The following is a 19,286-nucleotide window of genomic DNA, read 5'->3' as shown; positions in this document are numbered from 1 at the left end:
AGCTTCCCAGACTGGTTCGCTACACCCCAAACACCCAGCGTCCCACGGTCCACATCATGATCGGGATGAGGATCACGAAGAGCAGGTCCACCCAGATGCCCGCCTTCACCATGCGTGGCAGGCTCACGAGGCCGGAACCGTAGGCGATGGCATTGGGTGGGGTGCCCACGGGCAGGGCGAAGTCCGCACTGGCGGCGATGGCCACCGGCACGCAGAGCAGGATGGCGGGTTGATTGACCGCAACTGCCAGACCACTGATCACCGGCAGGAAGGCGGCGGTGGTGGCGGTATTGCTGGTCAGGGCAGTGGCGGCGGTCATGACGGCCACCACGAGGAAGACGATGACAAAGGGAGGCCAGCCTGCCATCTCCTGCATAGAGGTGGCCATGGAGTTTACCAATCCGGTCTTTTTGAATGCTTCTGCCAGGCTCAGGCCGCCGCCGAAGAGCACGAGCACATCCCACGGCAGCTTCTTGATGCACTGCCAGTCGAGCACGAAGACGCCCTTCTTGAAGTCGACCGGGATGAAAAACAGTAAAAGCGCCGCGCCCATGGCGATGACGTCGTCCGTGACCAGCCAGCCCAGGAGTGCCGCCTCTCCTGGCTTGGGAGGTTCAGCTTTCCAGAGTTCGCGCGAAACCCAGAGCACAATGGCCATGCCAAAGGCGAAAAGCACCGCCCATTCGCCCTTGCTCATCTTGCCCAACTTGGAGCGCTCGCCGTGCAGGGCTTCGCGCAGTCCGGGCACTTCGACATTGGGCACCTTGAAGCTCACGCGGGTGAGGATGAAGTATACAAAAGGCAGTGCGACGAGGATGAGCGGCACTCCCAGCTTCATCCATTGGAAAAAGCCCACTTCGATGCCGTGGGTTTTGTTCATGTGGGCAGCGAGCAACGCATTCGGCGGCGTGCCGATGAGCGTGCCGAGACCTCCAATATTCGCACCGTAGGCAATGGACAGCACCAGGGCTGCGCCAAATTCTTTCGTGCCGATGCCGATGGCACCGCCACTTTGCTTCAGCAGTCCATACACGGAAACGCCAATGGGCAGCAGCATCATGGCCGTGGCCGAGTTGCTGGTCCACATGCTGATGAAGGTGCCGGAGAGCAGGAAGCCCAGCACCAGCGCCCGGGGTTTGGTACCTACGGTATCAATGATGCTTAGTGCGATGCGGCGGTGCAGGTTCCAGCGCTCCATGGCCAGCGCGAGCATGAAGCCACCCATGAAGAGGAAGATGATGGGATCCGCGTAGGGAGCGGAAGCGTCCTTGATTGGGGACACGCCAAGCAGCGGTAGCAGCACCAGCGGCATGAGCGCGGTGGCGGGAATGGGCACCGCCTCAGTCACCCACAGCACGGCCATGGTGGCGGCCAGAAGTGCGACCTTGGACGCGGGTGCCGCAAGGCCAAAAATGGGCGGGGCGAAGATGGTGCACAGCAGCAGCGCCAGTCCCAGGAACAGGCCAATCTTCTGGCGCAAGCCATAGCCACCTTCCAGGAGGTTGCCCTCTTCATCCACCAGCTGGTCCGGCCGCGCGTCGTCATTCATGCTCATGGGCCGCGATGCTATGGGGAAACCACGATTGGGCAAAGTGACAAATGCGCGGGGTCGGGCAGCAAGTTCAGGCAATGGATGACGATTTGTCCTGAATTCCCGTGCCCACGCTTCGTTACCTCAAGCTCATGCCCAGCCGTTTCCCTTTCGCTTCCCCCTCACTCTTAGCCGCCGGATTTTTGTCGCTGGCCGGCTTGGCCATTCACGCGATGGCACAGGAGGCCAAGGCGCCTGCGATGGACTTCCAGAAGTTCGTGAATGAAGCCATCGCCTCAGGGAAAGGCGAGGTGATCGTTCCGCCGGGTACCTGGGTGCTGGAGAAGGGTATCTTCCTGAAGGATGCGAAAGACATCACCATTGCCGGACTGGATCGCGAGGCGTGCATCTTGAAGCTCCCTCCCGTGGCCTACGCGGAGTGCGCGCAGGATACGGCGGCGGGTGGTGCGGAGATTCCCGTGGTGCGGTTGCAGAACGTGAAGCCCGGCATGCAGCTTCGCATCGAGGCGGCGGGCGCGGTGGATTCCTTCACGAAGAAACCCACGAACTACCATCTCGCCAAGGTGAAGGCAGTGGAGAAGGACAAGCTGCTGCTGGAAGCACCGCTGAAGTTTGCCGTACCGGCGAAGACCACCATCCGGGATGCCGACGCCGCGAATCTGTTCGAGATCCGCGGCGCGTCAGAGAACGTCACGATCCGCAATCTCACCCTCGATGGCGGACGCACGGAAAAGGACCCGGTGATTCACGGCCACGCGGAGCTGACCGGCGTGCATGTGGCCGGACCTTACACCTATGAAAAGGGTCCCACCGGACCACGTGTGAAGGGCATCACCCTCGACAACTGCATCATCCAAAACTGCTTCGGCCGTGGTGTATCATTTTATAGTGTGGAGAACAGCAGCATCACCCGCTGCACCTTCATGGACATCAGCGACGAGGCGATCAACTTTGATCACTTCTCCGAGAACTGTGTGGCGAAGCACAACCACATCGCGCGCGCACGCATCGGCGTGGAGATGAATGACGCCATCGCCTGTGTGGTGGAAGCGAACGAAGTGCGCGACTGCGGCATCGGCGTGAATCTCTGGCGCTGGTGCAAGCAGGAGAACGGCATCAACGAGCGGAACAAGATCGTGAACAACCTCTTCACCGGCATGGAAGGAAACGCCCTTCAGTTCGGCAAAGGCACCAAGGACAATGAGGTGACTAAAAATGAGATCGTGAATCCCGGCAAGAACGGCATCTCGCTGAACGGCACCACGCAGAAGCTGGAGGGGAATCAGATCAGCGGGGAGAAGGAGAGGGCGGTGGTGGAGTAGGAAGTGGGGCCACGTCTCTTGCCCCACGACGTTACCGTTTTGCCTGCATCGCCTTCGCCCTACCGTAGGCAATTCCTCCTGATCCACCCGCACATGCGAACATGATGTACTGACCGAATCGCGCCCACGTCTCTGCAGGAAGAAGGAAGAACGCGGCGACTCCGATGACGAACACGATCACGAAGTTGATGATCGCATCCTTCCAGTTTCCGAGATAGGCCAGGCCGGCGCCGGGGATGAAGAAGCTCAGGAGCAATGCGACAATCGGATTTTTCATGGCAGCGGGAACTGAACGAATGAATGCAGGGGGCTGAACCGCCATTGCCCGGCAAATCAGTCAGCAATTTCGGGCATCGGTTCGAGTAACTCGATACGATTGCCAAACGGGTCCGCAACATAAATCCGGTCGTAACCTTCGAGCGGTTCATCAATCACCACGCCGATTCCGGCCGCCGTGAGATGTTCCTTCAGCGCAGGCAGATCCTTCACCAACAGTGCTGGATGCGCTTTTCGTGCGGGAAGGAACTCCTTCTCCACACCCAGATGCAGCCGCAACGAGCCACCTTCAAACCACACGCCACCGCGCTTGGCGAGATTTGGTGGCTTGGGCACTTCGACGAGGCCGAGAATGCCAGCGTAGAAGCTACGTGCGGCATCCTCTTCACCGGCAGGCATGGCCAGTTGTACATGATCGAGGCCGTGAATGTGGAAGGAAGGGGACATGCTCAAGCTTCATCCCAGACCACGCAGATCCCGCTCATAGGCCTCGCGGATTTTCCGGGAGTTGATATCGCCGCGCTGGCATGCAGGGCATCCACACGGCTTCTTACCTTTGGCTTCAGGATAGTAACGCCAGCCCGTCAACTGGGGTGGCTGATAGATGCGCATGATCTCTGAAGCTGAGATTTTGCGCGGTATCAATACTTGCAATCCCATCCCCGAAGCATGCTCATTGAAAATGTGAAAGGCGCCCGCGGCGGTGGTCTCCACATGCTCCTTGCCGTAGTGTCCGACCATGACCGGTTCCTCATCCGGAATGCGGAACTGTACCGCGGAGATCGTGCGCGAGCCGCGTCTCTTGAGTTCCCGCAGCCATTGGTGTGAGATCATGAAGTCTTGCAGCACGGGTGTCGCAAAGACATACCGGATTCTTCCTCCCCAAGTCTGACCGGTCTTGATGCCCGACTTTTCGATTTTGCGGATGATCCGCTCGTCGGTGAGATGGATGAACTGGGCCATGGGAAGACAGCAAGGGGGCTCAGCTTCCCAGCATTCCCCGCACCGTATGCGCCGCATCTTCCCACGTGTCATCATTCATCACGGGGTATTGCAGCGCTACTTGCTCTTTCGCTTCGCCCTCCGCAGGCAGCTTCACCCAGCTCCGGCAGCCGCCGTAGCCGCGCTCGTAGGGGAAGCTCCAGATCTCCGGCAGCGCGTACATGCGCACGAGGGCCACATGCAGGCAGCTCTCTTCATTCCAGGCGAAGCGCTCACGCACGACTTCATCCTTCCACACGTGGAGAGGCTCGAGTGCAGCAACCTTGTCCCAATCGGTGATGCGCCAGACCTGGTGCAGTTTGGCAAAGTAATGCACATCCACACGCTCGCGCTGCTCATCCTGCGGCACGGTCACTTCTCCGGCATTTTCCGGCATCCATTTCAAGGACTCGGCCTGCGTATGAAAGCCGGTGGGAAACAACCAGAACGCATCGTGTTGAAAGTGGAATCCACTCTTGCCCTCATGAATGCCGCCCTTGCGCAGGATCAGCGTTTGCACCCCCTGGCCGAGGGCTTCACACACAAAAGACCATTCTTTGAAACCGATGGGGGGCACGAAGGTTGATAGTTGATAGTTGAGAGTTGATAGCCTGAGGTAGTCGATAGTCTATGGTTGATAGTCGATAGCCTGAAGCTGATGGGCAATTGAGAACGCGTTGCACGCGGGAATGCGCGTTACGCAGTCAGACTATCGACTATCAACCATAGACCATCAACTGCTACAACGACCATCAACTTCCCTTCAACGGGAACAACAACGGCACCAGCAGCACGGTGACCAGCAGCACGAGAAGGGTGAAGGGTACGCCCACCTTCACGAAGTCGCCAAAGCGGTACTGGCCCGGTCCGAGCACCAGGGTATTCACCGGCGAGGAGACCGGCGTCATGAAGGAACACGAGGCAGCGATGGCCACCGTCATGGCAAAGGGGTAGGGGGACAGACCCAGGTGGCTGGCCATGCTCAGCGCAATTGGCGCCATGAGCACGGCGGTGGCGGTATTGGAGATGAAGAGTCCGATGCCGGCAGTCAGGACGAACAGACTCCCGATCAACACGCGCGGTCCCGCGCCGCCGGTGAGCTGTGAAAGGCCCTGCACCGCGAGATCCACCCCGCCGGTGATCTCCAGCGCGCGGGCAAAGGGCATCATGCCCACGATGAGCACGAGACTCTGCCAGTGGATGGACTTGTACGCTGTGTCCATGGTCACACACCCGAAGGCGCCCATCAGCAGGCAGGCGATGAATGCCGCGAGGACATTCGGCACCAGACCGGTCACCATCAGCGTGACCATGATGGCTAGACAGAGTACCGCGTAGAACGCCTGGCTTGCTGCGGGCGCCACTTCTTCCACATCGGCAGGCAGGCTCAGCACGATGAAGTCCTGCACCTGCGACTGGAGCTTGCGGATGGAGGTCCACGGACCCACCACGAGGATTACATCTCCGAGCTTGAGTTTCTCATCTAGCACGGAGCCTTGCAGGGCTTTTCCGGAGCGGCGCAGGCCCACCACCGTGAGTCCATACTTCCGGCGGAAGGTAGCCTGGATGATCGACTTTCCTATCAGCGCGGATTCCGGTGGCACCAGCACTTCTGCCATGCCCACTTCACGCGAGTGCTGCATGAAGTAGTGCCCGCTCAGCGGCTGGCTTTGCAGCTTCAAGTCCGCTTCCATCTTCTCCAGCGCTTCGGCCGCCGAGACATCAACCAGCAGGATATCTCCGGCCTGTAGCACCATGTTGGCGCCGGGATTGAAGAGCTGACGCCGGAACCCCGTCTTGCGATCCACGGCCACCACATTGCAGCCGTAGTCTGCTCGCATGGATACTGCCTTGAGCTGGTGTCCGTCCAGCGGTGAGCCGGGAAGGATGCGCAGCCGCCGGCCATGCGTTTCCAGATGATACTCCTGGATGAGGTGGGTGAGGCCGCGCCGTCCGGTCTTCTGCGTGGCTTCCGTTTTTCCGCCGAGCCATCGCCGCGCGACCAGCATGTATCCTATCCCCATGGCCAGCACGACGAGGCCGATGGGAGTGAAGCTGAAGAAGGAGAATCCCGGCCGCCCGGCATGCTTGAGCGTGGAATCCACTACCATGTTTGGCGCGGTGGCCACCAGGGTCAGCATGCCGCTGATGAGGCCGGCGAAACTCAGCGGCATCATCAGCCGGCTGGGAGAAATGCGCAGGTGACGCGTGATGCTGAGGACCACGGGAATGAACACGGCCACCACGCCGGTGGAGCTCATGAAGGCGCCCAGCGCAGACACGGACAGCATGAGCAGCACCAGCAGACGTTTCTCGCTCTTGCCCGCTTTCCGGATGAGCCAGTCTCCCACGTGGTGGCTCACTCCGGTGCGTACCAGGCCAGCGCCGATGACGAACAGAGCGGCGATGAGCAGCACATTCGGATCACTGAAACCCGCCAGCGCCTCGGGCACGGTGATCACGCCGCTGAGCGGCAGGAGGATCAGCACCAGCAGCGCCACCACATCCGCACGCGGCCGGTTGGCCACGAACATCGCGACACAACCGGCCAGCAGCACCAGCACCCAGATCAGTTCTCCGTTCATCAGGCGTGACGTCAGGTTCAGCTCTCAGCCGCCTGATGATACCGCCAGCTACAACTTTGCCAATATCACCGCAGAAGAATTGATGGCATCGATGAATTGCCGCCAGCGTCCAAAGTCCCCGCGCCGGAAATGCGCGATGAGACGCGGGAGGTGGAAGATGCCTTCTTCATTCGCCTCTTCCGGCAGTGCCACACCCTGCTCGATGCTGCCCTCGATGATCAGATCCTTGAAGTCTTCGTTGAGCTGTTTCACCGCGGCGGCAGAGAGCTTGCGCTTCAGGCGGAATACCACCCTATCCCGCACATGGCGGTAAGAGTGGAAGATGCGGTAGAACTGCAGAATCTCCTGCACCCCTTCCTCCACATCTTCCACGCGGCGGAAGAGCGTGAGGTCCAGCGGCGAGATGAGTCCGTGAGTCAGGAGATGGCTTTCGACAAATGCCAGGAACGTCTTCCAGTATTCCATGCCGGGCACATCTACCAGCACGATGGGCAGGATGTTGGCCTTGCCCGTCTGGATCAACGTGAGCCCCTCGAACAATTCATCCATGGTTCCGAAACCACCGGGGAAGAGCGCAAACGCATCCGCCTCCTTCACGAAGGAGAGCTTCCGCGTGAAGAAATAGTTGAAGCTCATGAGCTTCTCGTCGCCGAGGATGGTGTCATTCGCGCTCTGCTCGAAGGGGAGTCTGATGTTGAGACCAAAGCTCTTCTCACGTCCCGCGCCGCGCTGCGCTCCGCCCATGATGCCATCGCCTGCTCCGGTGATGACCATGTAGCCCTCCTGCACCATGCGTTTGCCGAAGAGCTCAGCCGCCTGGTACGCGGGATTGTCCGGCTGCGTGCGGGCCGAGCCGAAGATGCTGACCTTGCGGCAGTGGCGGTAGTTCTGAAAAATCTTGTTTGCATACCGCATCTCGCGTAGCGCGCGATGCAGCATCTTCAGATCGCCCATGCCCGCGTCGTCGCGGCCGATCTTCAGGCTCGTCATGAGCATGCCGGCGATGAGGTCGCGCTTGCGCGGTTCCTTCACCCAGTGACCGGCGAGTTCCTTGAGCCGGTCATCCAGAGCTGTGTCACCCGTGGTGTTGCGGGGCCGCTCCGAGAGATCGAAAATACCCCCAGCGGTGAAGTCCTTTTCCTGGGGCTGTGGGTCGGGGAGTTTGGAATCTGGCATGGCGGGAAGCGAGCGGCAGCAAAGGGCTAGTCCTCAATTGCCCGTGAAGCAAACGGCTTCGCGGTGAAGGCTCTGCAAAGAGAGTTACGGCTCCCGTGGTACGTGCGGCTCCCTGTATCGCGCATGATTTCACCGGACGACTGGAGCGCCCTGTTGCTGCCGCGCCTGACCCCGCGGAATGCCATCGTAACTTTTTCCTTGGGAGGTCGAATCCTTCAATACAGACCACAAGCTTAGCCAAACCCAGACCAACCCACTGCCATGCCCAACGGAAACGAAAACGAAGACGACAACACCAAGACCACGGGCCGCAAGCAGGATGTCCCCGATTGGAAAAAGGATGTTGAGGATCTGGAGAATATTCTCGAGTCCAACCAAGTGATGACGGATATCGACGAACTTGAAAAGCTGCTCTCGGAGGACTTCTCACTGCATGTCATCGAAGCGGAGAAGGACAAGGCGCTCGACGACATCACGGACCGCATGGAGAAGGAATTGCCAGGGGTGCAGGAGGACGAGAAGGACGAGTGGACCAGGAAATACGAGAACGAATACGACGCCGTGACGCAGGTCTCGGTGACGAAGCTTGAGAGAAGCAAGGCACTGCTGGAGAAGAAGCTTGAGAAACTTGAGCACCCGAGCTGGAAGGACAAGATCAAGGCCTTCTTCAAGCACGGCGCCAAGGGCATCGATGGCGAGATCGAGAGCGTCAATCGCAAGATTGCGGCTACGGATTTGGCGCTCGACGACTTGAAAGCCTGCCTCACACCGGAGCATCGCAGGGAGAAGGTGGATGTGATCAAAGCTCAGCTGGCGGAGAACCGGCAGAGGCTGGATCAGCGTGCCGGTCATGTCGTGGGGCTTCGCCTTGAGGAGAGCATGCCTTCCAACCGGCTCAAACCGGAAGACCGGGAGAAGGCCGAGCGTGCGGTGGAAGAGGGCGTTGGGCTCACTTCCGTGCGCAAGCAACTGAAGGAGCAACTCAAGGTGGAAAAAAAGGCCCTGAAACTCGGCGAAGAGCTGGACGAATTTCGTGAGGGCACGGGGATCAAACGCAGAATGCCCAAGTGAGGCCCTTGCGGCGGCAGCGCAACGCAGCCCGGATGAAGACCGGCGGGACGGTAGGCGTGAGTGTATTCTATCAAACACTCACGGCCTGTTGCCCGCTGGTATTGTGTGTTGTGAACTACGCTATCGGTCCGTGCGCCGCGGTGGTGTGCTCGTACTGAGCCATCTTGCGCAGGTAGACGGCGTACTCCGTCTTGCCGAGCCGCTCGGCGGTGGCCAGCAACTCCGCCTTGGAGATCCACTGCTTGTTGTACGCGATTTCTTCGAGGCAGGCGATCTTGAGTCCCTGACGGTGCTCGATGACCTTCACAAACTCCGCCGCTTCCAGCAGGGAATCCGGTGAGCCCGTGTCGAGCCAGGCCACGCCGCGTCCCAGCACTTCCACGTGGAGTTGGTCGGCTTCGAGATAGAGGCGGTTCAGGTCGGTGATTTCCAGTTCACCACGCGGGCTGGGCTTGATGCTGCGGGCCAGCTTGCACACGTTCTCGTCGTAGAAGTAGATGCCCGGCACGGCGTAGTTCGACTTCGGCTGCTTGGGCTTTTCCTCCAGCGAGATGGCCTTGCCAGATTTGTCGAACTCGACCACGCCGTAGATCTCCGGGGTCGCCGTGTAGTAGCCGAAGATGGTGGCGCCTTTGCCCTTGGCCCCGGCGCGTTCCACGGCTTTGCGGAACTGCGTGCCGTAGAAAAGGTTGTCCCCCAGCACGAGGGCGGCCGCGCTGCCGGCGAGGAATTCCTCCCCAATGTGGAAGGCCTGCGCGAGCCCCTCGGGCTTCGGCTGCTCCGCGTATTCAAATTTCACGCCCCACTGCGAGCCATCGCCCAGCAGCTTGCGGAAGCCAGGGAGATCGTGCGGGGTGGAGATGATGAGGATCTCCCGGATGTCCGCCAGCATCAGCGCGGAGAGCGGGTAGTAGATCATCGGCTTGTCATAGACCGGCATGAGCTGCTTGCTCACAGCGATGGTCAGCGGGTAGAGCCGGGTGCCGGAACCTCCAGCGAGAACGATGCCTTTGCGTGCGGACATGGGAAATGGATGTGAAATTAGGCCGGAGTGTGACTGCAATGGGCAGAGGGACAAGAGAAAAGGTGTCCCGCGGGAAAGGGGGCCAGGAGCGGGCCGGGGTCAGGGGAAGGAGGCGGAATCCAATTTTCTCAAAAACGATCTTGCGGCTGTAACAGTTATACTGGTACAGTTGATACAGATCCTGCCATGCTGCCGTTCTCCGTCCAATTTCAGGATAACGTCCCAGTCTCAGACCAGATTCTGCAGGCTGTGCGCAAGGCCATGCTGACGGGGCAACTCAAGGCGGGAGACACCTTTCCCTCGGTGCGTGTGCTCGGCCAGGAACTGCAAATCAGTCCCACCACTGCGCACAAGGTCGTGCTGCAGCTCAAGTCCGACGGCTATCTCGCCGCGCAGCCCGGCCGCGGCATGGTGGTCACTGCGCCCTCACTTCCGACCGTGAAAGAGCGCCTGGCCCAGATCCAGCCCTCGTGTGATCGGTTGCTGCAGGAGGCGGCAGACCTCGGCCTCACTTTTGACCAGGTGCTCGAAGCCCTGCAACACACCCGCTCACCTGCAAGGGACCTGCTGGATGCTACTCCCGAGGCTGGTGATCGCGCGCCCGTGTAAACCCAGAACTGAGAACTGCACCGCAACACCCAACGCTCATGAGCGCTCTCATCGAACTTCACGATCTGCGCAAAAAGTTCCGCCGCACCATGGCGGTGGATGGACTCACCCTCTCCGTACCGGAGGGTGCCGTGACGGCCTTCCTCGGACCGAACGGCGCCGGGAAGAGCACCACCATTCGCTCTATGCTGAACCTGTACCGGCCAGATGGCGGCACAGCCACCGTGCTGGGTTGCGATTCACGGAAGCTCGGCCCCGCGCAGTTTGTGAACATCGGTTATGTGGCAGAGAGCATGGAGCTGCCGCTTTGGATGACGGTGGCGCAGTTTCTGGACTACTGCCGGCCGCTGTATCCGCAGTGGGACGCCGCATTTGAGAAGCGGCTCATGCAGCAGTTCGAGCTGCCGCTAAAGACCAAGCTGCGCGCCCTCTCGCGCGGCATGCGCATGAAGGCGGCACTGCTGAGCAGTCTCGCTTATCGGCCGAAGCTCGTGGTGCTGGACGAGCCCTTCTCTGGATTGGATCCGCTGGTGCGGGACGAGTTCATCCGCGGCCTGCTGGAGCTCACGGAGGAAGAAGGCTGGACCGTGTTTGTCTCCTCCCATGACATTGAGGAGGTGCAACGCCTCGCGGATCGCATCGCCATCATCAATCGTGGCCGCCTCGCGTTGGATGAGGATGCGGAGGCACTGCAGGCGAGATTTCGTGCCGTGGAAGTGGTGCTGCCGGACGGTGCGAAGACCCCACCCCAAATGCCCTCGACCTGGCTGCAGGTGGAGCAGGCGGGCCGCACCGTGCGGTTCGTGGAGACACGCTATGCAGATAGCGCTGCGCTGGAGAAGCAGATCCACCAGCACTTCCCGGAACTGGTGACACACACGGCGCATGCCATGAGCCTGCGCGAGATCTTCGTGGCACTGGCCCGCGCCTACCGGCTGGAGGGCATGGCCACCGCCGCGGTGGTGGCATGAGAAATGGGTATACCCTATCACACCATGATGTCATGAAGCTCGCCCTGCACCATTTCCGCAAAGAGGTGTCCCACGTGCGGCTGCGTTGGCTGCTCTGGCTGGCGCTGCTGGCAGTGCAGATGGCGGTGAATCTGGAATGGATCGCGCCCATGCCGCCGGATTTCCAATGGGACAACAGCCTGGTGAATCCCTCCTGGCTTTTCGTGGTCAGGCCCGTGATCTGGGCTGTGGCCTTCTGGCTGGTGGTGTCCAGCGCGCCGGAGGATCGACCCGGGAACCCGGATCGATTCCTGGGAACGCGACCGCTTTCGACGTGGTGCTACGTACTTGGCAGGGTGCTGACTTTCCTGGTGCTCATCGTGGTGCCATTTGCCGTGCAGGAGGCGCTGTACCTGGTGTTTTCCGGCCGCCCTTGGAGTGAAGTGCTGATGGGCGCGTCTGAAGCCGCGTTCCGGGCCTGCGCCTTCCTGGGATGGTGGCTGCCTTTCTCCCTGCTGTGGCGGCGCGCCCGTGAGATGTGGTTCGGGTTGGGAGCCGTGCTCGCGGGCATCGTTGGGGGCTTCTTCGTGGGAGAGTTCTTTATTCTGGGATGGACGCACGGGTCATCCGACGAACTCCAGTACGGCCCCGATCCGCTGCCCGAGGTAGTACTGGCGCTGAAGAACGCCCTGCAGTGGCCTGGCTCGGTTCTCATCGGAACGCTGGTCCTCTCGGTGATGGCGTGGGTATATCTCCACCGGGGAGGGAAGCTGGCCCTGCGTCTGGCGGGCGTGTTTGTACTCGGGGCTGGCACCATGATGCTGATCGCGCATGTGCCCCTGCCCAATCCTGCCCTGCGGCCCACCGCGCAGCAGGACGTGGATCGCATTGCCCCGCTTCAGCAAACGGCATTCACCGGATACGAGTTCAACCGCCACTCCCCGGGGCCGAAACGGGACTATGAGATTTGGATGAAGGGTGTGGTGGACGGGTTTCCTGCGGAGTACACGCCGCATTGGAGAAGGCAGAAGGTCACGCTCCACGATGGCGACACCACCAGAGAAACGGCACGAGCCGCGGCAGCAGGCTTTGGCACGGCACTCCATCCGTGGCGCAGCATCGGGGTGCATCGCGCCCTCTTCAGCTTCTTCCCCAAGGACACCTTGTGGAGAGACCGCTATCGCGGCGTGTTCACTCGTGGGGTGGATGCCGGCGCGCTTGAGATTCCGGACTCGTGGCTGCGCGATCCAAAAACCATTTCCGTGGAGGGGAAGTATGCGATCGACTGGCTCAAATGGGAGAAGACGGCGGATCTGCCACTGAAGGCGGGAAGCACGGCTTCATCACCCGAGGCAAAGTGGACGGTCCTGGCGGTGGACGCCCACAAGGCCCCTTGGGGCACCCCAAAAAGTGGCGTGGTGTGTGTGACCCTCCGACTGGAGCATCGGGCGCAGGGTTTTGGTGCGCCGCCTTGGGACTGGACCGAGGAGTTTGCACAGGTGCTGCATGACCCGCGGCTGGGCGTTGTGTTCACCCCATGGCAGGGCCAGGATGAGGAGGGTACACTTCGAGGTACACAGTTTCAGGTGGGCGTCCGCGCGGAGTCCACGGGATGGCAGCGCCGGATCTTCCGCATGGCGTGGGAAGAAGTGCTCAATCCGAAGGAGCCCTCCTCAGCGGACGAATTGGCGCAGCTCCGCCTCGTGGTGCTGAGAAGAACCTTCGCGGGCACTTCCACATGGGAAGGAAAACTGCCTCCGATGACACCGCCACGAATTGACTCGAGCATCGAACTCGACGCTGATTCGGTGCTGGAGGATGAACCGTTCCTGTCGCGCATCAGGGAATTGCCAAAACTCAAAGAGGGCGCCACGAGGGAAGAAGCGAAGCTGTATTTCGCGGACGTCCTCGATACTTTGGGTCCCATCTACAAGCGTTCGTGGAGCGAGCCCTTGAACGCGGTGGTCGTGGAGAAGCTTGAGCCCCTGGCGCGCATGCATCCCACGCTGCTGCTCAAGGTCAGCGCCGAGAAGCCATGGCCATCCATTCTGCGCAGACTCATCGCAGCTCCACAGTTGCGTGATGCCATCCTCACGGAGATGCCGGCAAAGCCGTGGCTGGGCTCGGTGGTGGGTGATCAGTCAGAATGGCAGCCACTCCTGCGCGAGCGGGCTCCCGGGATCATGAGTACCGTGTCTCCTGAAGATGGAGTCTATTTTTCGAAACTCTTCATGACCTGGCGGGACCCGGCCCATGTACCATGGCTGCTCCGCGTGATGGAGTCGGGTTTGGACCCGGATCTGTACCTGTACTGCCGCTCCTTCCCTGAGTATCGTGAAGCCGCAGACGTCGCGGCACGCCGTGCCGTGCTGGCGGACATGCAAATTTCGGGACCGTTCGCCAATGGACATCCCTCAGCCACCTTTCATGCCCTGCCGCTGGGGCTGCGAGCAGGCCTTCCTGAAGCGCTGCACCGTGTGCTGCATCTGATAAAGGTGATAAACCCGGAGGAGCGTGACCAGCTGCTCTCGGTGACCAGCCTGCCGGAGGCCTTCGGGGTTCCTCAAGAAGCCAGCAAGCCTCCCGGGATGCGGCCGCAGAACAAGGCCTTGCTATCGCTATTGGAAGTCCTGCGTCCTGAGGATTTCCGCTTCGACGACCAGGCGCGCGTGTGGCTGCGCTCAGGGCAAGCAAGCCCGGCTCCCCAAGCTCCCGCGCCACCGCAACGCTAACCTCTGCTTCCGCATGAACATGGTTGCCACTCTGCCAGAACCAGAATCCGCCAGCCGGCCTGCAAGCATCCTGCAGCGTGCGGTGCATGCTCGGCCGCTGGGCTCACGCGTGCGGCATCAGTTTGCGCACGAGCTGCGGCGTCAGCGGTGGCTGGTGCTGCTCATGTGGCTGCTACCTGTGGCGTCACTGGCGTGCAGGAGTGCCAGTTTCGCCAATCATATCGCGTTAGGGTTTCTCATCGGGGCGATCTCGGTGGTTTGCTGCGTCGTGCTGGTGTGCAGATGCGTGTGGGCGTCTTCCGCAGCGCGGGCGGAAATATTGGTGCACACCCAACCGGTGGGCCGGTGGGCATTGCTCCTCAGTCAGGGCGCGTTTTTTGTCGTAGCGGCGGTTGTTCCTTGGGTGCTGCTGGATGTGATTGCGGGCCTTGGCTTCGGGTTCAGCGGCACCCAGTGGTTCCAGTTGGTGCTGGGCAGTCTGCTCATGGCAGGCCTGCCAATTGGGCTCAGTGCGGCGTGGATGTCCGCGGCACGCACCTACAGGCAGCAGGGGGTGATCTTTACCGTCGCGCTACTTACCTGGTGGGTGGCAGGACAGCTTCTCACCGAGATGGCGAGAGCGGATCTTCTGGGCTGGCTGGAATCCGACAATGTCGATTCCGCGGAGCAGACCAGGGTGTTTCTCATCGGCGCTGGGTTGCTTGGCTTGGCGCTGTGGATCGTCCAGTCGCTCCTGCATCGTCGTCGGGTCATGTTCTACGCGGCTCTGGCGGGTGGGCTGGCACTGGCGTTGATTACCGAGGGTTGGGCATGGAACTGGACTAAGGCAGATCCCCTGCCGTACACGAGTGGTACTCCCAAGCTGGTCGTGCATGGACCTGACCGTGGAAGTCATCCCGGCACGACCCGTCTATGGGAAGGTGTGGTAGTGGAAGGTTTGCAACCAGGGGAAGCGGCGGTGGTCACGGAACTTTTTCACCGGGGTCTCCGATATGATGCTTCGTTCTCAGCCGCGGCGGTGGGAAGTCCGGTGGATAACCAGCTTGGAAGCAGACGCACCGGTGTGAACGTGGACATGGTGCGTTCGATCAGTAGCTCTCTGCCCGAAGGCTGGCTCATTTCCGATGACGGCAATCTCAGTCCAAGCGGGTCCCGCCCGGAAGCATTCCTGCTGAGCTCCCTGAATTCGTCGCGGGCTCAGGACTGGGATACATGGATGTTGTATCTGGCGATCCTGGAGCCGCGCCTGGTCGCGGAATTTCCCCTGCGGGAGATCATCGGCCGTGAGAAGCAGTTCCTTCTGGAGCCCGGCCTGTGTGTGGCGCTTGGCGAATCCAAAAGCTCCCAAGCCTTCATGAAATTGTGGATGCAGACGGTGGATCGCCGGCCGATTTTGGCGAAGCGTTCCTACGGACGGAGCGTCACCTTTGGTCAAGGGAGGCTGGAGCGGAAGCTGTATGTGCTGCTGCTGGATGACTCCCGCAAGACAGCCCAGGTGGAGGTGAGCCCCGCGATCACGGGGAACCCTTATGCGACCGGCAGTTTTGGAACAAGCTTCTCCACGGACTCACTCTTTGAGAGCATGCGGGTGGACGGCCCACGGGTTCGGCTGAGACTCGCCGGCCTGACGCGGGACCAGTGGATCTCAAACGTGCGGGTGCAGGTCTGGTGGCCGGAGTTGAAGGGATTCCACTCGCTGGGGATGTCAGAGGTGGAGCAACGGCGGACGGCAAGAGAACAGAAGCCGTGAGAAGGGGTGCTTTGCTTCCTTCTTCAGCCCCCGAAAATTCCCAGCGTCCCCGTGCCCAGTGAGCCGGGGTTGGCCGTCTTCCACAGCTTCTGCAGAGCGGCGTCTTTGAAAAGGCTCAGGCATTCGCGTGAGACATCCCGCCAGGGCTGGGAGGCATCCACGATCACCGAGCGTGCCTGGCTCTGGCTGGGCAGCTTCAGGAAGAGGTCGCGGATTTTCTGCTGGTAGGTGGCGTCTTCGAAGGAGTTCGGCTGGTCCCCACGCACGCGGATGCGTTTCTGGCCCACTTCCACCGGCAGGTCCAGCAGCAGGATGAGATCGGGGATGGGGAAGTTGGTCTCGTTGTGCTCCAGCACGTCCTTCACCACGGCGCCGCGCGCGCCCTGGTAGGCGGCGGTGCTCCAGTAGTAGCGGTCCAGGATCATGATGCCGTCCTCCTCCAGCGCGGGGCCGATGGATTGCTCCGTGTGTTGGGCCCGGTCCTTGTGAAACATGTCCAACTCCTGGGCCAGGGTGAGGCGGCCGGCAGAGGCGGACTCGCGGAGTTTTGTGCCCCATTCCAGGCTGGTCGGTTCCTTCGAGAGCGCGCACAGCAGGCCGCGTTCCCCGCACCACTGCGCCAGGGTGGCGGCCACCGTCGTCTTGCCTGCGCCATCGATGCCTTCCACGGCGATAAGGAGTCCTCCGGGGATGGGTCGTTTCATGGGCGGAATGAGAAGCGGCGGGCGGTTAGTGGCAAAGGGCAGGCAGTTTAGTGCAAACTGGCGCTGGTTTCCAAGGTAACTTTGCGAGAACGCGCCTGAGCCCCATCATTTCGCCTTCTTCGGAATTGCAGACCGCTGCAAAGTTCCATGTGGCAGGCACGTTTGATGGGAAAGGAGAGGGGTAGCCGTGTCGGCTCCCATCCATCATGGTTCCTCACCCTGCGCGCTGCCTTTGGTTGTTGCTTGGCGTTCTCGCCATGACACCACTCTCCCGTACTCATGCGGTGGATGATTCGTCGCCGGCTGCAGTAACGGCCGCCGCGCAGAAAGGACTCGCCTTTTTGGAGAAGGAGGGCGCGGTCTGGTATGAAGAAAAGAACTGCCTCTCCTGCCACCACACTCCTTTCCAAGTCCGGGCGCATCGCGAAGCCCAGCGGCGAGGCCTTCCTGTGGACCAGAAGAAGCTCGATGAGTGGGTGGGCTGGTGCGTGGAACGTGCAGAACCCAAAGGTGGCAATGATGTGCTGGCCGAGCTGATGGTGTTCCTCTCGCGGGACATGGTGCCACCCGGAGAAGCGCAGAAGAAACTGGAGACCTTGCCGACCCAGATCGCAAGCTTCCAAAAGCCCGATGGATCATGGGCTGCCTCGGGTCAGTTCCACGCGGAGGGCTGGCCGCAGACCGAAGCGAATGAAGCCACGACGCGGCTCATGCTGCAAAGCCTGAACCTGCCGTGGGCAGATGCGGAAATAACCAAGGCCAACCGCGAGCGCGCCGTCGCCTGGCTGAAGTCGCGCGATGCGGAATCGTCCAAAGGTGAGCCGAAGAGCACCCGCAGCTATGCCACGCGTCTCGCGTATGCCGTGCACACCAACGAACCTGCCGAACAGACGGCGGCACTGAGCGAGAAACTCATCGCCCTGCAGAAGCCCGACGGTGGCTGGAGTTGGAAGATGGACGCGGACGGGAGCGATCCCATCACTACTGGTGAGGTGCTTTACACCTTGAACTCCGCGAAGGCCAAAGCGAAGGCCATGGACACCGTGACGCCACGCGCGGTGGCTTATCTGCTGAAAGCGCAGAGCGAAGACGGCTCCTGGTACCAGGACCACAAGCGCATCAGCAACAAGATCCGCAAAGAAGAGAAGCCCAAGGTGGATGGCATCTATTCCTACTGGGCCTCCGCTTGGGCGACACTTGGATTGCTGAGCACCCTGCCTGAAGTGAAGGCGGAGGTGACTGTGGTGGAGTAGCCAGCGAGGCCTCAAACGGGCAATGATGGAGAGGATGCACCCGAGTGATCCAGAAACCGTGACGCGAAGCGTCCCTGGATTGCGCGCAGCCCTGCTGCCGCTTTCCTAAAGTGCAGCCTGCTGCACGCTCCATCGCGACGAAGTCGCCAAACTTTATGGACCTATCACACCAGAGGCGAGTATGACCATCGCTGCAGCAGGCTGCAGACTCTTCAAAGCGGCAGCAGGGCTGCACGCAGTCCAGGGCCTTCGGCACTGTTTCCTTATCCTTTGCGCACGGTCATGCAGGAGATCGCGCCGGATCAAAACAGGATGTGATCCACAAAGGCCTGCACATGTGCGGCGCGTTTGCGTTCCTTGCGTGCGAGCACGGCCAGTTCGCGGGTGAAGCGGGGCTTCCAGGTGAGGCGTTGAAGTGCCTGCCTGCGTGCGAAGGTGGCAAGGGCGCGACGTGGCACAAGGCCGATGCCCATGCCGGTGGCCACGAGCTGGATGATCACATCGAAGCTGTCGAGCTCCATGGCAGGTTCTATTTCCAGTCCCTGATCCCTGAGCCACGCATGGATGGCACGGCCCGTCTGCATGGCCGAGTCCAGCATGAGCCAGCGCTGGGTGCACAGCCACGATTTCCAGGCTCGGGCGTTCGCTGTGGTGGGCGGAGGGACATGCTCTCGCGCGGCGATCAGTGTGAAGACATCCCCGAACCGGTGGGTCACTTCCAGGCTGGTGGGCAGACGCCGGGGCGCGGTGAGAATGCCGAGATCCAGCTCGCGTTGATCCAGCGACTCGATGAGCGTCGCGCTGTCCTGATGATACACCCGCGTGAAGACCTCCGGTTGGTGCCGTTGACTCGCGGAGAAGATGCCGGGGAGATGTGCCAGCGTGACGCCGCGTGAGATGCCCACCTTCACCTCGCGCCGTGCCTCGGTGAATTCTTCCCGCATGCGTTTCAGCACCGCATCCACATCACCCACCAGACGGCGGGAGTGCTGCTTCAAATAAAGACCCGCCTCGGTCATCGTGACGCGCCGGGTGGTGCGCTCGAAGAGAGCTACACCCAGGCGCTCCTCCATGCCCTGGATCACGCGGGTGAGCGAGCTCTGGGTCAGCCCCACGTTCCGCGCCGCCATGGTGAAGCTGCCACTCTCCGCCAACGCGTGGAAGTGATGCAGGTCGCGCAGGTCAAAAGGAGCTGTGGCGAGGTAGTCATGCGCCATATGCATGAATGTATGGCATTAATGCATTTCACGCAAGGCCACCGCCGGGGCAGGGTGGGGCGCTTGAAAAACAACAAACAACAA

At 61.0% G+C, this 19,286-nt stretch carries 17 protein-coding genes; 7 read left to right on the top strand and 10 right to left on the bottom strand.

Annotated elements, in window-relative coordinates; all coding sequences use genetic code 11:
• Positions 1 to 19: 19 nt before the first annotated feature.
• Positions 20 to 1,549, bottom strand: coding sequence for a DASS family sodium-coupled anion symporter (locus G5S37_RS30250; RefSeq protein WP_240914751.1), 1,530 nt, complete (start codon positions 1,547 to 1,549; stop codon positions 20 to 22).
• 134 nt (positions 1,550 to 1,683) lie between these two features.
• Between G5S37_RS30250 and G5S37_RS30245 the strand changes: the two genes are divergently transcribed.
• Positions 1,684 to 2,874, top strand: coding sequence for a right-handed parallel beta-helix repeat-containing protein (locus G5S37_RS30245; RefSeq protein ID WP_165210172.1), 1,191 nt, complete (start codon positions 1,684 to 1,686; stop codon positions 2,872 to 2,874).
• Positions 2,875 to 2,905: 31 nt separating this feature from the next.
• Here the strand turns inward: G5S37_RS30245 and G5S37_RS30240 are convergent, their stop codons facing one another.
• The 6 genes from G5S37_RS30240 to G5S37_RS30215 form a co-directional block, all read right to left on the bottom strand.
• The gene (locus G5S37_RS30240) at positions 2,906 to 3,151 is read right to left on the bottom strand and encodes a hypothetical protein (protein WP_165210169.1); all 246 of its coding nucleotides are present in this window, start codon (positions 3,149 to 3,151) and stop codon (positions 2,906 to 2,908) included.
• Between the two features lie 56 nt (positions 3,152 to 3,207).
• Complete coding sequence (locus G5S37_RS30235; RefSeq protein ID WP_165210166.1) at positions 3,208 to 3,597, bottom strand: VOC family protein; 390 nt, start codon at positions 3,595 to 3,597, stop codon at positions 3,208 to 3,210.
• A 9-nt stretch (positions 3,598 to 3,606) separates the two neighbouring features.
• Complete coding sequence (locus G5S37_RS30230) at positions 3,607 to 4,113, bottom strand: hypothetical protein (protein WP_165210163.1); 507 nt, start codon at positions 4,111 to 4,113, stop codon at positions 3,607 to 3,609.
• A 19-nt stretch (positions 4,114 to 4,132) separates the two neighbouring features.
• Positions 4,133 to 4,708 carry a DUF1802 family protein gene (locus tag G5S37_RS30225; protein WP_165210160.1) on the bottom strand — a complete coding sequence of 192 codons (576 nt, stop codon included), beginning with the start codon at positions 4,706 to 4,708 and terminating at the stop codon, positions 4,133 to 4,135.
• Between the two features lie 175 nt (positions 4,709 to 4,883).
• Positions 4,884 to 6,716 carry an SLC13 family permease gene (locus G5S37_RS30220; RefSeq protein WP_165210157.1) on the bottom strand — a complete coding sequence of 611 codons (1,833 nt, stop codon included), beginning with the start codon at positions 6,714 to 6,716 and terminating at the stop codon, positions 4,884 to 4,886.
• A 48-nt stretch (positions 6,717 to 6,764) separates the two neighbouring features.
• Positions 6,765 to 7,892, bottom strand: a complete 1,128-nt coding sequence (locus tag G5S37_RS30215) for a TIGR00730 family Rossman fold protein (RefSeq protein ID WP_165210154.1) — start codon at positions 7,890 to 7,892, stop codon at positions 6,765 to 6,767.
• Positions 7,893 to 8,153: 261 nt separating this feature from the next.
• On the opposite strand from G5S37_RS30215, the gene G5S37_RS30210 reads away from it, so the two are divergent.
• Positions 8,154 to 8,963 carry a hypothetical protein gene (locus G5S37_RS30210; RefSeq protein ID WP_165210151.1) on the top strand — a complete coding sequence of 270 codons (810 nt, stop codon included), beginning with the start codon at positions 8,154 to 8,156 and terminating at the stop codon, positions 8,961 to 8,963.
• A gap of 115 nt (positions 8,964 to 9,078) precedes the next feature.
• Here G5S37_RS30210 and rfbA read toward each other — a convergent pair whose 3' ends face one another.
• Complete coding sequence (gene rfbA / locus G5S37_RS30205) at positions 9,079 to 9,987, bottom strand: glucose-1-phosphate thymidylyltransferase RfbA (protein WP_165210148.1); 909 nt, start codon at positions 9,985 to 9,987, stop codon at positions 9,079 to 9,081.
• Between the two features lie 186 nt (positions 9,988 to 10,173).
• Here rfbA and G5S37_RS30200 point away from each other — a divergent pair, with 186 nt between their 5' ends.
• The 4 genes from G5S37_RS30200 to G5S37_RS30185 all read left to right on the top strand — a co-directional run bounded on the left by G5S37_RS30200 (position 10,174) and on the right by G5S37_RS30185 (position 16,028).
• Positions 10,174 to 10,596 carry a GntR family transcriptional regulator gene (locus tag G5S37_RS30200; protein ID WP_165210145.1) on the top strand — a complete coding sequence of 141 codons (423 nt, stop codon included), beginning with the start codon at positions 10,174 to 10,176 and terminating at the stop codon, positions 10,594 to 10,596.
• 38 nt (positions 10,597 to 10,634) lie between these two features.
• Complete coding sequence (locus G5S37_RS30195; protein ID WP_165210142.1) at positions 10,635 to 11,567, top strand: ABC transporter ATP-binding protein; 933 nt, start codon at positions 10,635 to 10,637, stop codon at positions 11,565 to 11,567.
• Positions 11,568 to 11,599: 32 nt separating this feature from the next.
• On the top strand, positions 11,600 to 14,278 hold the full coding sequence (locus tag G5S37_RS30190; RefSeq protein WP_165210139.1) for a hypothetical protein: 2,679 nt from the start codon (positions 11,600 to 11,602) through the stop codon (positions 14,276 to 14,278).
• 322 nt (positions 14,279 to 14,600) lie between these two features.
• A complete protein-coding gene (locus G5S37_RS30185) occupies positions 14,601 to 16,028 on the top strand; it encodes a hypothetical protein (protein ID WP_165210136.1) in 1,428 nt (475 codons plus the stop codon).
• Between the two features lie 23 nt (positions 16,029 to 16,051).
• Here G5S37_RS30185 and tmk read toward each other — a convergent pair whose 3' ends face one another.
• On the bottom strand, positions 16,052 to 16,732 hold the full coding sequence (tmk, locus tag G5S37_RS30180; protein WP_165210133.1) for a dTMP kinase: 681 nt from the start codon (positions 16,730 to 16,732) through the stop codon (positions 16,052 to 16,054).
• Positions 16,733 to 16,989: 257 nt separating this feature from the next.
• Here tmk and G5S37_RS30175 point away from each other — a divergent pair, with 257 nt between their 5' ends.
• Positions 16,990 to 17,985 (top strand): prenyltransferase/squalene oxidase repeat-containing protein, encoded by a 996-nt coding sequence (locus tag G5S37_RS30175; RefSeq protein ID WP_165210130.1) that lies wholly within the window; start codon positions 16,990 to 16,992, stop codon positions 17,983 to 17,985.
• A 302-nt stretch (positions 17,986 to 18,287) separates the two neighbouring features.
• Here G5S37_RS30175 and G5S37_RS30170 read toward each other — a convergent pair whose 3' ends face one another.
• Positions 18,288 to 19,208: a LysR family transcriptional regulator gene (locus tag G5S37_RS30170; RefSeq protein WP_206026219.1), complete on the bottom strand. Its 921-nt coding sequence runs from the start codon at positions 19,206 to 19,208 to the stop codon at positions 18,288 to 18,290.
• Positions 19,209 to 19,286: the final 78 nt, after the last annotated feature.

This window comes from Roseimicrobium sp. ORNL1 (genome assembly GCF_011044495.1).
Lineage (GTDB): Bacteria > Verrucomicrobiota > Verrucomicrobiia > Verrucomicrobiales > Verrucomicrobiaceae > Roseimicrobium.
This window is presented reverse-complemented; position numbering and strand designations above follow the sequence as displayed.